This is a genomic window from Lagierella massiliensis (assembly GCF_001407835.1).
GTDB classification, from domain to species: domain Bacteria; phylum Bacillota; class Clostridia; order Tissierellales; family Peptoniphilaceae; genus Mediannikoviicoccus; species Mediannikoviicoccus massiliensis.
In genome coordinates this window covers 43,000-56,586 of sequence record NZ_CYUO01000005.1, presented here as the reverse complement: position 1 = coordinate 56,586, position 13,587 = coordinate 43,000, and the positions used below count along the sequence as shown (strand labels likewise).

The 13,587-nt window shown below is 33.3% G+C and carries 13 protein-coding genes; 1 reads left to right on the top strand and 12 read right to left on the bottom strand.

What is annotated here, in order from left to right; genetic code table 11:
* Position 1: 1 nt before the first annotated feature.
* Together BN2746_RS03855 and BN2746_RS03850 are read right to left on the bottom strand one after the other, a co-directional pair.
* Positions 2 to 652: a response regulator transcription factor gene (locus BN2746_RS03855; RefSeq protein ID WP_055078541.1), complete on the bottom strand. Its 651-nt coding sequence runs from the start codon at positions 650 to 652 to the stop codon at positions 2 to 4.
* Between the two features lie 199 nt (positions 653 to 851).
* Complete coding sequence (locus BN2746_RS03850; protein WP_055078540.1) at positions 852 to 2,450, bottom strand: hypothetical protein; 1,599 nt, start codon at positions 2,448 to 2,450, stop codon at positions 852 to 854.
* Positions 2,451 to 2,826: 376 nt separating this feature from the next.
* Between BN2746_RS03850 and BN2746_RS03840 the strand changes: the two genes are divergently transcribed.
* A complete protein-coding gene (locus tag BN2746_RS03840; RefSeq protein WP_055078538.1) occupies positions 2,827 to 3,750 on the top strand; it encodes a LysR family transcriptional regulator in 924 nt (307 codons plus the stop codon).
* Between the two features lie 45 nt (positions 3,751 to 3,795).
* Here the strand turns inward: BN2746_RS03840 and BN2746_RS03835 are convergent, their stop codons facing one another.
* From BN2746_RS03835 to BN2746_RS03790, 10 genes are all read right to left on the bottom strand, one after another.
* On the bottom strand, positions 3,796 to 5,430 hold the full coding sequence (locus tag BN2746_RS03835) for an ABC transporter ATP-binding protein (protein ID WP_055078537.1): 1,635 nt from the start codon (positions 5,428 to 5,430) through the stop codon (positions 3,796 to 3,798).
* Between the two features lie 53 nt (positions 5,431 to 5,483).
* Entirely contained in the window at positions 5,484 to 6,398 is a 915-nt protein-coding gene (locus BN2746_RS03830; protein ID WP_055078536.1) for a helix-turn-helix domain-containing protein, read from the bottom strand.
* 165 nt (positions 6,399 to 6,563) lie between these two features.
* Positions 6,564 to 7,262: a gamma-glutamyl-gamma-aminobutyrate hydrolase family protein gene (locus BN2746_RS03825; protein ID WP_055078535.1), complete on the bottom strand. Its 699-nt coding sequence runs from the start codon at positions 7,260 to 7,262 to the stop codon at positions 6,564 to 6,566.
* Positions 7,255 to 7,950, bottom strand: a complete 696-nt coding sequence (locus BN2746_RS03820; RefSeq protein WP_055078534.1) for a gamma-glutamyl-gamma-aminobutyrate hydrolase family protein — start codon at positions 7,948 to 7,950, stop codon at positions 7,255 to 7,257. Before BN2746_RS03820 ends, BN2746_RS03825 begins: the two co-directional genes overlap by 8 nt.
* 11 nt (positions 7,951 to 7,961) lie before the next feature.
* Complete coding sequence (locus BN2746_RS03815; RefSeq protein WP_055078533.1) at positions 7,962 to 8,462, bottom strand: QueT transporter family protein; 501 nt, start codon at positions 8,460 to 8,462, stop codon at positions 7,962 to 7,964.
* A 234-nt stretch (positions 8,463 to 8,696) separates the two neighbouring features.
* Positions 8,697 to 9,770 (bottom strand): peptide-methionine (R)-S-oxide reductase MsrB, encoded by a 1,074-nt coding sequence (msrB, locus tag BN2746_RS03810; protein ID WP_082420197.1) that lies wholly within the window; start codon positions 9,768 to 9,770, stop codon positions 8,697 to 8,699.
* Between the two features lie 108 nt (positions 9,771 to 9,878).
* On the bottom strand, positions 9,879 to 10,331 hold the full coding sequence (locus tag BN2746_RS03805; protein ID WP_055078532.1) for an OsmC family protein: 453 nt from the start codon (positions 10,329 to 10,331) through the stop codon (positions 9,879 to 9,881).
* Positions 10,321 to 11,499 (bottom strand): cobalamin-independent methionine synthase II family protein, encoded by a 1,179-nt coding sequence (locus tag BN2746_RS03800; protein WP_077064925.1) that lies wholly within the window; start codon positions 11,497 to 11,499, stop codon positions 10,321 to 10,323. Before BN2746_RS03800 ends, BN2746_RS03805 begins: the two co-directional genes overlap by 11 nt.
* Positions 11,489 to 12,316, bottom strand: coding sequence for a phosphate/phosphite/phosphonate ABC transporter substrate-binding protein (locus tag BN2746_RS03795; protein WP_055078531.1), 828 nt, complete (start codon positions 12,314 to 12,316; stop codon positions 11,489 to 11,491). Before BN2746_RS03795 ends, BN2746_RS03800 begins: the two co-directional genes overlap by 11 nt.
* Positions 12,317 to 12,337: 21 nt before the next feature.
* Positions 12,338 to 13,468, bottom strand: coding sequence for an acyl-CoA dehydrogenase family protein (locus BN2746_RS03790; RefSeq protein WP_055078530.1), 1,131 nt, complete (start codon positions 13,466 to 13,468; stop codon positions 12,338 to 12,340).
* Between the last annotated feature and the right edge of the window lie 119 nt (positions 13,469 to 13,587).

The following is a 13,587-nucleotide window of genomic DNA, read 5'->3' as shown; positions in this document are numbered from 1 at the left end:
CTCAATCCATCCTATAACCAATTCCTCTAACAGTAGTGATAACTTCCCTATCAAGCTTTTCTCTGATTCTCTTAATAGTTGATGTGAGAGTATTATCATTTACGAACTTATCCCTATCTTCCCAAAACATTTCAAGCAGCTGGCCTCTTGTATAAACTCTGTGAGGATTTTTGATAAATAATAATAACATTTCGTATTCAAGTGGAGTTAATTCTATAAGTTTAGATTTAAAATAAACTTTTGACTGATTTAAATCTATTTTGATATCCTTGTAAGTAATTTTTTTGTCTTGACTTAGAGGAATTGTTCTTAAAACCGCATCAATTCTTGCTCGCAATATGGCAAGTGAAAATGGTTTAATTAAATAATCATCTGCCCCTTTATCGAGAGAATCTATAATAAAGTTCTCATCGCTTTTAACTGTAGTAATTATGATTCGAATATCTTTGTTTTTAAGTTCATCTATTAAATGATGTCCGTCTCTGTCTGGCAAATTAATATCCAACAAACAAGCATCATACTTAATATCAATTTTATTAAGGGCATCAAAATATGAATTCGCAACATCAACTTCATATTGATTTTTTAAAAGAAATTTTTTTATCTGCAATGCAATTTCTTTATTGTCCTCTATGATTAAAATTTTTTTCAATTTGTTCTCCTTATTAATTTTAAAGCTTCAACTTCAGTATATCATTTGTTGTTTAAAATAATAAACATCGTCTGATTAAATCGGATATCCTTTGTCTTTCTCACGATTACTCAAGAATAATTTTAATACCATTAACTTTCTTAAATCACTAAATTTAATGTACTTAAAAAAGAAGGCATCTCTGCCTTCTTTTCATAAACTATTCTTCAATATTTGCTATATTAAACTGTTTGCCCAAATCTTCGCCCTTTATCTTAATCACGTCGCCCTCTTTCATAAATGGCAATTTATTGCTTGCTGAAATTGGTGCAACATAGACCACGTCATCTCCTTTATTTCTAATAAAGTAATTTGTGTTTCCATCTATTGTTACTGGAATTATTTCTGAAATTGTAATGGTCTTTTCGTCAAGCTCTTCTGTCGGGGTCTCCTTTGAAATTGAAGTGCTATCGTATGCGTTAAGGGCTTGTTCTACAGTTGCCCCCGTTGCTACAGTTTGGTAGTTCTGTGCATCTATAAATGCATAGGTCTTAATCAGTCCTGCGTTGTCCTTTAATGAAAGGAAGTATGTCGGTCTATTGTATAGGTTTATAAGGATTGGAAATGTAGCCTTATATCCCTTTTCCTGCACTGCGCCTTCCGCCGATTCCATTGCAGACTTTTCGTCTGCTGATGATACTGGATAGAACTTCGCCTCTTTGGTTCTTAGGTTAATAAGTGCAAAGCCTATGTTGGATTCATCTTGTAATACGGATGTGATTCCTGTGTACATATAGATGTCGTTATCTATTGAAAGGTAGTTGTATCCGTCTGTTGGTTGGTTAACTCCCTTTTGACCAATATATTGATTTATAAAACCTCTTTTTAACCCCCCATTCCATTTTAGTTGTTTCATAACTATGTTTGCAGAGTAAACTCTGTCAACCCACTCTGGTACATTTCCCACATCATATCTATTGGCTTCTCCCGTTGAAGCGTCAACTACTATAACTGAGTTTGAGTCAAAGCCTCCAGCAAGTCCAATGGTTGGCTTTACTGTTGATGCAACCCAATATGGTTTTCCGTTGTCGTCAACTTCGAAGTTTATTTCGTCAATAATCGCTGTTGGATATTTAAATCTTATTAGTCTGTGAATATTTCTTCCAAACTTGTCTGAGAAGGAATATTTAATTGACTTTTCCAGTTTAACCATTTTAACATCTTGCTCTGTCATATCAACTGAGATGTAATATGGTATTCCACTTTTTTTATTTTGAAACCACTTTATTAAATCCGAATACACCAGTGGCGTATTTCTAACTGGCTTTCCGTCAACGGTAACTTGGCTATAGGAGGAGTCGATATTGTACTGTGAAACAAGTTCTCCCATCTCTCCCATCTTTCTTGAACCAAGTTTTGCTGCAGTATCCCTGTCTACTACGGGAATTCTATTAAAGTCCACTTGAGTTACATCTTCTTTAAACACGCCATCTTCGATACCAAGCAGGTTTGAATAGGCTTTTGCGTGAAATATTGGAAGGGATATTATGTTCATACAAATAAAAATTCCCCATGCAAGAACCAATATTCCAATAAAGACCTTCCCAGTCTGCAAAAAGTTTTTAAATGTTCTGGTATGTAACAGCACCACCAGTAGTGATGTCACTGCCACAACAATTGTAAGTGACACATAAAACTCTGCAGAGTATAGATTTATTGGTGGAAGCACCACATAAAAATAAATTAGTGCAAACACCACTCCAAGACCAATGGCTATGGGAAGCCTATTCGTCTTCTTTTTGTTTTTCTCTTTTTCCATTCTTTTCTCCTTTTAAGAAATTTTTAAGCAAGTTGTACTACTATAATAATTGAGAGATGACTTTTTTCATAACAACTTCCTTTGAATAAGACGGGTGACCGTCTTATTTTTTTATTTTATTTTCTTTGATATACCTGTATAGTCCTACAATTATCTTGTAAAAAACATAAAGCAAAAAAACAATTAAAAGCACATGAACAAACACACTTTTAAATGATTTGCTATATAGCCCATACACCTCATAAATGATGTATGAAGCAATCAGTACCAGTAATATTACTTTGAAGAATCTTAAAATTTTATTATCTACCATGATCATCCCCCTTTTTATATTATACCCCTAAATTGTGGTATGATATTTACAAAGGAGAAGAAAATGACATTACAACAATTACGCTATATTATTATTGTAGCAGAAAAGGGTTCTATCAATGAAGCTGCAAAATATTTATATGTATCACAGCCAAGTCTTTCAAACTCAATCAAAGAGTTAGAGGAAGAACTGGGCTTTCCAATATTTATAAGGACAAATAGAGGAGTAACTCTGTCCCACAAAGGGATGGAGTTTTTAGGCTATGCAAGACAGGTTATAACCCAAGCAGACCTTTTGGAAGAAAAATATATTAAGAAGACAAAACAGATTAAGTCCTTTTGTGCATCGTCACAACATTATCCCTTCGTGTCCCATGCCTTTGTGGAACTGGTAAAGGAATATGAAGAAGATGACTACAACTTTACACTTAGCGAAACGACTACATATGAAGTTATCGAAAATGTAAAGACACTTTACTCTGAAATTGGAATACTATACCTTTCAAAGTACAACGAGGCAGTTATTAGAAAAATTCTTTCAGAAAACAACTTAATCTTTGAAGAGCTTGTTAGGGCAAAACCCCATGTTTTCCTCTATAAAGAACATCCACTGGCAAAGGAAGAGTTAATCGACCTGGAGGACCTAAGAGAGTATCCAAAGATTTCATTTAACCAGGGAATGTATAACGCCTTTTACTATAGCGAAGAAGTCTTTAGCAACCTCCCAGTGGAAAGATCCATTAATGTGTCAGACAGAGCCGCCGTGGTAAACTTTATGATGGGACTAAACGCCTACACCTTCTCTTCAGGTATCTTTCCAGAGTATCTGCATGACAAGGATATTATTTCAATACCTGTGTCCGCGGATGAAGAGATTATTATTGGCACCATTGTCCATGAAGACGTAACACTGTCAAGCATAGGCGAGAAATTTTATGAAATTTTAAAAGAGTATGCAAAAAGGCATAATGAGTCAATAAAAAAATAAAAAGAGCACCCTATTCTTTCAAATACTTTGAACAGGGTGCCTTATTTAATTCTTATATGAATTTATTTCATCCCACTTGCCTTCTTCTATAAATTCTCCATCTTTTAATACAAACACTCTTTCGTATTGAGAAAGTATTTCTGAATCAATCCTATGTGTTATGACAATTACTGTCTTGTCCAAATCCAATAATAATTGTTCGATATTTCTTGCTGTCGTTTTATCCAAGGATGATGTTGCTTCATCCATAACGATTATTTTTGTATTCTTAATCAAACATCTCGCTATTGAAATTCTTTGTTTTTCCCCACCAGATAAGTCAGTTCCATACTCACCAATAACCGTATCTATACCATCGGGAAGATTTCTAATAACTTTATCAAGTCCCGAGCTTTCAATTGCACTTTGAACTTCTTCTTCAGAGTAATTTGCATATAATGTTATGTTATTTCTTATGGTGTCATTAAATATAAATACATTTTGAGTTACTGGAGAAACACCTTCATAAAAAGATTTTTGATCTATATTTTTTAATTCTATTCCATCAAAAAGTATTTCTCCCTCGTATCCAGAAAGACTTCTCAACAACAATTTGTCTAAAGTAGACTTTCCAGATCCTGACTCACCTATAATTGCATACTTTTTACCTCTTTCGACTTTTAGATTAATATTGTTTAGAATTGTCTTTTCGTCATATGCAAAACTTAAATCTTTTATCTCTAACTCTCTATTGAATTCAAAGTCTTTGTATCCATCAAAATTCTTAGAAGAGTCAATGTATTCATTTAACTTTTGATACTCTCCACTAAATCCCTTTATCATAATTGTTAGTTTGGTTATATAGTTAATTGCATTTCCAATGGAGTTGTATAGCATTGTTGTCGCCATAATTTCCCCTATGGTAATTATGCCTTTCTTTGCCATATATCCTGCAACAAGATAAATTATAATGTAGGTTAGCAAGCTTAGAAAAGCGCCAAAACCTTCATGGGCAACTTGAAACACATTTGCATCTTTTTGAGCCTTTTCGTTGTCTTCAATTTCACTTTGCCCAATTTTCTTCATCTTGTTTTCAATGTTAAAAGCTTTTATTATTTCAAATCCATTAGTAATATCTCTAAGACGAGAAATAAAATATTCTGTTTGCTTTATTGCCTTTTCTCTTAAACTCTGTGTTTTTTTATCCAACACTCTTGGTATAACCAAAGGAATCCAACTTGTACAAATAATAACTACAAATAACTTCCACTGAATCATTATGACAGCTGTACAAGCACCTATAAAAAGCAATATCTTTTGAATTAATTGAAGGCTTGGCTTCAGGTACATCTGTTCTAAATTAGTACAAATATTAGTTAGCGTGTTTATAATATCCGAGCCTGTTTTTTCGCCCTTTGAACTAATATATGTATTTAAGATATCAGTTTTGTACTCCGCCATAATATTCCTTACAAGCTTCTCATCCTGAGCTTCCCTTAAAGAGAAAAACAAAATTCTTATTACAATTGCGCCGATAGCAATAAAAATAACCTTTTGTAAGGTCATGTTCGTTTCGCCAGTAGCATAGTCAAGAATGTACTTTCCAACAAAAGCCCAAAGTATGTCGGTTAGTATTTCAATTACTGTAAGTACCATGTCTAAAATAAAATTAGACTTATGATTTTTAATTAATCTACGCATAATAACTCCTTATGTCTTTTTAAAATTAATTTATCCTAAATGCATTATCATATTTAAAATTTACCATCCATATCAGAGTACATTCTTTTTAACCTTTCGTACTCTTCTCCTCCACCAAACACTTCGAAAAATCTAAGAGCCGTTTCCAGTTCACCTGCATTATCATAATTTAACTTGCGCGCGCAAAATGATTTTAAAAAGAAAATTCTTGTAAAATATGAAGGATTTGTAGTAATAAAATGTTCATCTTCTATTTCATTTAAAAACTCATAACCATTTTGATAGTCTTTTAAATTGAAAATATAGATTTCAGCAATGCAGTGAATGAGATCCATTTTGAGTGAATTGTCTCTCTCTTGTTTTAGCAACTTACAAAGTTTATCGACTATCTTATAAATCTTTTTCGAATCTCTTGTAGCTTTTATAATATCTGTTTTAACTTTGAGCTTATTAACTTCTATTCTCTTATCAAGTGTTATACTTTTTTCTGATTTTTTTGTTCTTACTTTCAGAGCTTCGGATAATAAATCGTAAGCCTTATCGTAATTTTTTTCTATAATCTGCTGTTTGCCTAAAAAATATTTGTATATCTTTCTTTCATAGGAATTGATTTCAAAATAAGCTTTGTACTCATCGCTAAAGTATATAAGTTCTTCTAAGTATCTGCTAAAATCTTTGTATCTTCCTAAAAAGTAAGCATTTTCTAATAGCTCAACATAATCTTTGAATTTTATCTCTGGAGCACTTATGTGTTCTTGAATTAATTTTCCGATATTTGTATCTAATAAAGCATCCAGTTGTATAACCACTTCAACGGAAGGCATCCTTATTCCTGCTTCAATATTTTGAATGGTGTTTAAAGACACTCCTAAAACTTCAGATAATTTAAGCTGACTATATCCAAATTTTTTTCTATATTCTCTTACTCTTTCGCCGATATTTAATAAGAGTTTATCGTTATCTCTCAAATTATCACCTTCCAAGTTACACTCGCTCCAACAATTCTAAAAATAAAATGATTTATTCTCTATTATGATTTTATCTTAACCCATTATTTTGCTAATTTCTACCCAACAATTTGGGTGTGTTAATACTAATTTAAAATAAATTAAAAAGTAGCCGTCAATTCGCGGCTACTTTATCATTTCTAAAAAGGCTTTAAATATATCTATATACTTTTCATTATACTTATCAAGTTCGGGATGAAACTGCGTTGCAAATATTGGAAGGCTTTCATGTTCAATGCCTTCAATCATCTTGTCTGAAGCTGTAGCAGTAACTTTTAATCCCTGTCCCAAATCTTTAATTGCCTGATGGTGAATGGAGTTTACATAATCCCTTTCTCCAAGGACTTTTCTTAATATACTTCCTTCCATCGTTTCGATCATATGATGGTATTCATATCCCTTGTCATTTTTATCTGAATGTAGGAAGGGATTATCAAACTGTGAGTAAATGTCTTGATAAAGGGTTCCTCCAAAGAATACATTTATTAGCTGCAGCCCTCGACACACTCCAAAGATCGGGATTTGTTTTTCCACTGCCCTTTCAAATATTTTTATTTCTACAAGGTCTCTATGGTACTGGGTCTCTTGTAGAGCATTAGACATCTCTTCCTTATATAACACTGTGGACACATCTGCACCTCCAGTAAGGATAAGTCCGTCTATTCGATTTATAAACTCATCAATTGCCCTGTCGTCTTTTTGTTGTGGATACATTAGAGGAATGGCATTAAGTGATATTAATTTTTCCACAAAACTATTATTTGTTTCTTGTCGCCTGACTACATCTGAATGTGTCCAAAGAGGTATTCCTATTATCTTACTCATTTTGTCCCCCTTCAAAAAAGCTTTTTAATATCTTAACTGCTGCTTCCATTTCCATATCTTCCAAGTTAAATTGTAGTCCCAGGAACTTTTCGTCCCCTTCAGGTTCTATAACTTCCGCAACTCCGTCTAAAGACTCTCCTGTAACTTTAACACCACTTCCCAGGACTTTAATTCCCTGTCTGTGGTTTGACGGCACTACAACTTTTTCTTCTTTAAAAACATCTTTTAAAAATGATTTTTCTAATTCCACAAAGTGAAATGTACTTTCTTCTTCACCTTTGTGATACACTTCTTGACCTAATTCTTTTTCTAAATCACGATATAGGTTTCCACCAAAGTAGATGTTTAATAAAAGCGCTCCCCTACCTGTAACAAGTAGTGGAATATTATTTTTTATTGCCCTTTCAATGTAGATAAGTTCTACATCATCTTGTAATAGGTCAAACTTTCCTCTATTGTCTATAGGGTCTTGTCCAAATAAAAATGGATTTACTTCTTCATCTCCACTGATAAAAAGCCCGTCCAGTTTTAAAAGTAATTCATCTATTATTGATTCATCCTTAGTTATTGGCAGTGAAAAAAGTACTATGTCCGACTCTTTCGCCAAGTTTAGCGAACTTTCTTTTATATATGAAGATTTATAAAGTGGTCCATTGAAATATCTACCGATGGTTCCTATACATTTCATTTTGTTCTCCTTTAAACGAGTCCTCTCTTATCTAAGTCTAAAATATTTACGAACTCTTTGTTTTTTGTAAGTAGTTTAAATAGTGGTACACCTATTATTGTAACAATTATTATCTCAGAAAGCATTATTTGTCCTGTTGTTAAAAAGAACGCCGCCTCTCCCTTCGTTACAAAGTAGATTTGCACTCCGATTAAAATATTTGCTATGGCTGGTATAATAGACGCCACAAAAATATTCTTACATTTGCTCATAAAGTAAACTGCTATGAAGGATGCAAATGTTCCTACTATTATATCCAGTATATATGGACTGAAAATATTTGCAAGAAAACATCCAAGAGTAAGTCCCCAAACGTACTCTGGGTTAAAGAATGCAAGCAGAGTCATTGCTTCTGATGCCCGAAACTGTAATGGTCCATAGGCAAGGTTTGGAAATGCCAGTGTTAGCACTGCGTAAAGCGCCGCAACGATTCCCTGTCTAACTAAGAATTTTTGATTAAATTTTTTGTTCATAAAACATCTCCTTAAAAAATATTTATGTTTTATGACACCAAGGATATATAAAATAAAAAAAGTCTCGCTAAAAGACGAGACAGATATCCATCACATCTTGATTTTTTAAGTGGGTGCCAAGTAAACACTTCATAGCTTAGAATACCATAATATTTTTTCTATAGCAATAACCCCCATCCCTTGGATAAAGACATTTGAATTTTAAAAAAAGGAAGACTTTCGTCTCCCTATTAATTATTTTACTTTGTCAATATAGTCTCCATATCCTTCTTCTTTCATCTTGCTTAGCGGAATAAATCTGAGTGATGCACCATTTATACAATACCTTGCACCACCTTTGTCTTTTGGACCGTCATTAAACACATGACCAAGATGGGAATCACCATTTTTACTTCTCACTTCAACCCTACTCATATTAAAAGAGTTGTCGCTTTTGTAATTTATATTTGAGTCGATTGGCTTTGTAAATGAAGGCCATCCACAGCCTGCATCGTACTTGTCCCTTGATGAGAATAGCGGTTCTCCACTTACTACATCTACATAGATTCCCTCTTCATAGAAGTCGTCAAATTCAGAAGTAAAGGCTCTTTCGGTTTTATTTTCTTGAGTTACTTTATACTGTTCTTCTGTAAGTTTTTCCTTTAATTCCTTTTGATCCTTCTCGATGACTTTGCCCTTTGTGTCCAGTGGTTCATCTGCCAGTGCAAGGTTAATATGACAATAGCCTCCTGGATTTTTATCTAAATAATCTTGATGATAGTCCTCTCCAAGAACAAAGTTGTTCAATGGTTCAACTTCAACTGCAATCTTTTCACTATACTCTTCTTGTTTTTGCCTAATAATTTCATCAATGATGAGTTTATCGTTTCGATTTGTATAATAAATCCCAGTTCTATACTGTCTTCCTCTATCGTTGCCCTGTTTATTTACAGATGTGGGATCAATTATTCTAAAATAATGCTCCAATAGCTCTTGCAGTGAAACTCTATCTTCATCATAAATTACTTTTACTGTTTCGCTGTGGTCGGTTTCCTTTACCTTTCTATAGGTGGTGTCTTTGGTTTTGCCATTTGCATACCCAACAGATGTGTCAAGAACACCTGGAATCTTCTTGAAGTAGCCTTCCACTCCCCAAAAACAACCACCAGCTAAGTAGATTTCATTTCTATTTTTTATATTACTCATATCTATATCAGTCCCTTCCGTATTTCCCTTGTTCGAATTTGTGCTCAAGTTATTTTTATAAAACTTAACTCCAATGGCGATTAAAATTATCACCAAAATTACAAAAAATTTATTTCTATTCATTTTATCACCTCTAAGGTTTATAGTAAATTTATACCAAAATGATAAGTTTTTAAACAGAATAAAAACATAAAAAACTGCTGGAGCGTACTTTCATACACCCCAACAGTCCTATAAGACAGTTTTAAAATTAACCTCAATTTTTTCTTTAAAGGAGTTGTAGATTAATGTCCTGTCTAAAACTTCTTTTAAAAAATCTTCTAACTCTTCACCTTCTAAAAACGAAAACAAATAGATATCTATATTTATCTTTTCTATTAAAGCACTTTCTTCAAATCCAATTACATTAAGCAGATACATCGGATTTTTTATTATTAAACTGACTTTCGCTTCAATATCTTGAAGAATCTCTCCACGTTTTTTTGCTACTCTTTCCATTGTAAGGATTATTTCAGATACTATTGCTGAAATAAAATAGTCTATGGATGTAAATTCTTCTTTCTCTGAGTCAAATGAAATTGCGGAGTCTATGGCAAGTTGTGACTTTTCGTTATATACCTTTACCTCGTCACTCTTCACTACTGCTCTATAGTTTTTCTCAAAGAAATTAATATTATCTTCCATATTCTTTCCTTAGTCTGTCACGAGCATCAATCATAGATTGTAATTTGTTTTTGATGTTTTCGTATTCATTTACCGGTCTATTTGAAAAAGTTGCAAAGCCACAGTCTGGATTTAACCACAGATTTTTTGGTTCAATATATTCAAGCGCCTCCTTAGCCCTATTATATATCACATCTTCATTTTCTTTTTCATCAAAGCGTGGATTGATTACACCAAGTCCAAGGATTATTTTGTCCCTAATCCTATCGTCACTTAAAAGAGATTTTATCTCTCCAGCCCTTGGTGTAGAAAATTCAAGGGAAAGTAAATCTGCATTAATATTTGCAAATAAATCGAGTAATGGTGTATATGGTCCTTCTAATAAAATACTTTCATTTTTACTCCAGTTTCCTCTACACACATGCATTGATGCAATGGATTTTTCTCTATCTATTCCATTCATAACACCTTTTATAAGATGAGTTGCAAACTTTAACTCTTCTGTCGGATCCTTTCTTTGTGATAAAGATGCGCACATAAAAGTTCTCGGTCTACCTTCAGTAAATACAATTTCTGTTAGAACTGGTTCGTCAAATTGAATTACATCAACTCCAATTTCTTGTAGATTTTTTATTTCTTCTTTGAAAATTCTAATTACATCTTCACCAAGATCTTCCTTGCTATCGTAGAAATTTGAGCTAACATTTGCTAACCACATGCTTCTTGTCACAAGGTATGGTCCTGGCATTGTTATTTTAACCGGTTTCTTTGTAAGGGATTTCAAAAGTTTTAATTCATTTAAAACTATGTCTCCCTTATATTCCAATTTGCCAGTACATATAGCATTTTTTATTGAAGATGCGGGAACATCTAAAGTTGTCAAGATGTTTTCAAATTCTCTCTTGTCATCTACATAATCGAGCATCTCTGCCATGCTCATCTGGGTAACTCCACCAAGTTTGTCAGATATAAATGAAACATAGTTATCTCTTTCGATTTCTCCGCTTGTGATGATATCTATGTCCAAGTCCTCTTGTAATTTGATAACTTCTTTAGTTTTTTCTTTTACCAAATTATCATAAGACGCTTTGTCTATCAAATTTGCTGAAAGTTTTCTACGGGCCAGTAAAATCTCTTTACCCCTTGGCATAGAGCCTATAAGAGCAGTTTGAAATAATTTACTTTCCACTATTAAAGCCTTCTATGAAATTGTCTAAATATTCATTGGCTTCTGTGATTTGTTTGAATCCGTCACGTCTACCAGGAACCCATTCAGTTAGTCCTTCAAGATCCATAATTTCCTTGTCTTCTTCTTTGTTGTAATCCATCTTGAACATTATATCGTCAAAAGCTTTTATATCTTCATCTGAAACTTCTGGATTAAAAGTATAGATACAGTGGTCAAAGTGGTCAGTCTTATCTAAAACTTCGACAGCATTTTTGTCAATAGTTCCATCAGCTACCCATGCGTCATAGTTTAAGTCAAGACAGAAAGTTGCGTCAACTTCGTCATTTAACATAGCTTTCATGCTGTCAAGTTCTCCACCAACATGGTCTCCGTGTAATCCTACACCAATATCAAATCTCTTTTCTTCATAGTCTTTTCCAAATTCTAAACCATTTTTATGAAGGTGGTTAATAGGAATAAGTCTTGCTTGAGGAGAGTCGATTGCACCAAAACCAATAGTCTTTCCCTTTAGGTCATTAACTTCTTTGAATTTATCTTTTTTTACAACAAGATAAGTTCTTCTATCTCTGTCGGTGTTTCTCATGCAGCCTATTTTTTCTTTTCCTTCAAGTCTAAGTCTTGCATCAAGTTGTGCAAGTGGAGAGTTCCAAGCCACATCAATATCTCCATTCACTAAAGCATCTACTTGAAGTTTATAGTCTTTAAAGAAAACTGGTTCTATATCAGCTCCATGATCCTTATAAAACTTTTCTATCATTTCCCAAATAACTGTAACACGAGGAGCGTATATAACTGCTCCAACCTTTAATTTTTTCATTATATCATTCCTTTTTTTATATTATAGTAGTGGTTGTCCTGTAATTGCCTTGCCTAACCATACATTAAGAACGTCTAATGATGGAGCCATAATTTGTCCTGCATAAGCATCCCTCATCAATCTTTCGATTTCACTTGCCTTGTTGTAAGTCTTTCCACCACCAACTCTCATTGCAAGTGTTGAAGAAGCTATTGCGTTGTCAATTGCAGCGATTCTTGCAGCGATAATCTTAGCTACTGCATCAGCTTCTCCATCAACTAATGATCTTGCAGCAAGTTCTGTAAGAGCCTTTGAACTCATTGCATTCTTGTAAATTGTTGCAAGGTGTATTTGAACTGTTTCTATGTTAGCTAAGTTCTTTCCATCAGGATATTTTCTATTTAAAGCGTAATTGTTTGTAACACCTGATAATCTTAAGTTTAATCCAGTGTAAACACTTGCAAGTCCTAAGATGAAGTATGGAGCTACTACATTAAATACTTGGTCTTGTCCTGATCCTTCTTCACCGATTCTATTAACTTCATCAAGTTTTACATCATTTAATCTCATTGGGCAAGAAACATTTCCCTTCATTCCTATGCCTTTCCAGTGTTCCATCTTAAATTCTAATCCTTCAGCTTCAAGCGGAACCAACCAGTTGTTTATAGCTCCTTCTTTTTCTGTTGATGGAGTTAAGATTAAGTAATAACTTGCGTTTAAAGCACTTGTAACCATTGACTTAGTTCCATTAAATGTAAATGAACCGTCATTGTTGTTAGTTACTTTAACTTCAGGAATGTAAAAATGTGTTCCTGTTCCGAATTCCGAATAAGCTAAAGCCATAAATTTGTTGTTGTTAACAATGTCATCTACAACTTTTTTCTTTAATTCATCATTTCCATTAGTTAGTACTGTCATAAGTGCAACGTTGTGCATCATATAGCATAGACCTGTTGTTGGATTGCTTTCTGCAAATGCCAAAACAGCTTGTTGATGTTCTACAGCAGTTTTTCCAAGTCCTCCTAATTCTTCTGGAATAAGAAGTTTAAAATATCCTGCTTCTCCCATAGCTTTAAATGTTTCTACTGGGAATTTTCCTTCTTCGTCACTACGACGATTGAATGGTTCAACATGTTCCTTAGCAAATTCCTTTGATTTTTCGTAAAAGTTCATTTTTTTCCCTCCTGAATAAATTTATTTACACACTTATAATATCAGTCAATCGTTAAAATGTCCAATTTATTTAATGGGTATGTCTATTTTTAAATAAAGTATTAATCTATTATAAAAAC

Coding starts and splice junctions, on each gene's coding strand:
- BN2746_RS03835 (WP_055078537.1), bottom strand. CDS start 5,430: ATGCGTAGATTAATTAAAAATCATAAGTCTAATTTTATTTTAGACATG.
- BN2746_RS03805 (WP_055078532.1), bottom strand. CDS start 10,331: ATGGAAGATAATATTAATTTCTTTGAGAAAAACTATAGAGCAGTAGTG.
- BN2746_RS03790 (WP_055078530.1), bottom strand. CDS start 13,468: ATGAACTTTTACGAAAAATCAAAGGAATTTGCTAAGGAACATGTTGAA.
- BN2746_RS03795 (WP_055078531.1), bottom strand. CDS start 12,316: ATGAAAAAATTAAAGGTTGGAGCAGTTATATACGCTCCTCGTGTTACA.
- msrB (WP_082420197.1), bottom strand. CDS start 9,770: ATGAATAGAAATAAATTTTTTGTAATTTTGGTGATAATTTTAATCGCC.
- BN2746_RS03825 (WP_055078535.1), bottom strand. CDS start 7,262: ATGAGTAAGATAATAGGAATACCTCTTTGGACACATTCAGATGTAGTC.
- BN2746_RS03850 (WP_055078540.1), bottom strand. CDS start 2,450: ATGGAAAAAGAGAAAAACAAAAAGAAGACGAATAGGCTTCCCATAGCC.
- BN2746_RS03815 (WP_055078533.1), bottom strand. CDS start 8,462: ATGAACAAAAAATTTAATCAAAAATTCTTAGTTAGACAGGGAATCGTT.
- BN2746_RS03840 (WP_055078538.1), top strand. CDS start 2,827: ATGACATTACAACAATTACGCTATATTATTATTGTAGCAGAAAAGGGT.
- BN2746_RS03820 (WP_055078534.1), bottom strand. CDS start 7,950: ATGAAATGTATAGGAACCATCGGTAGATATTTCAATGGACCACTTTAT.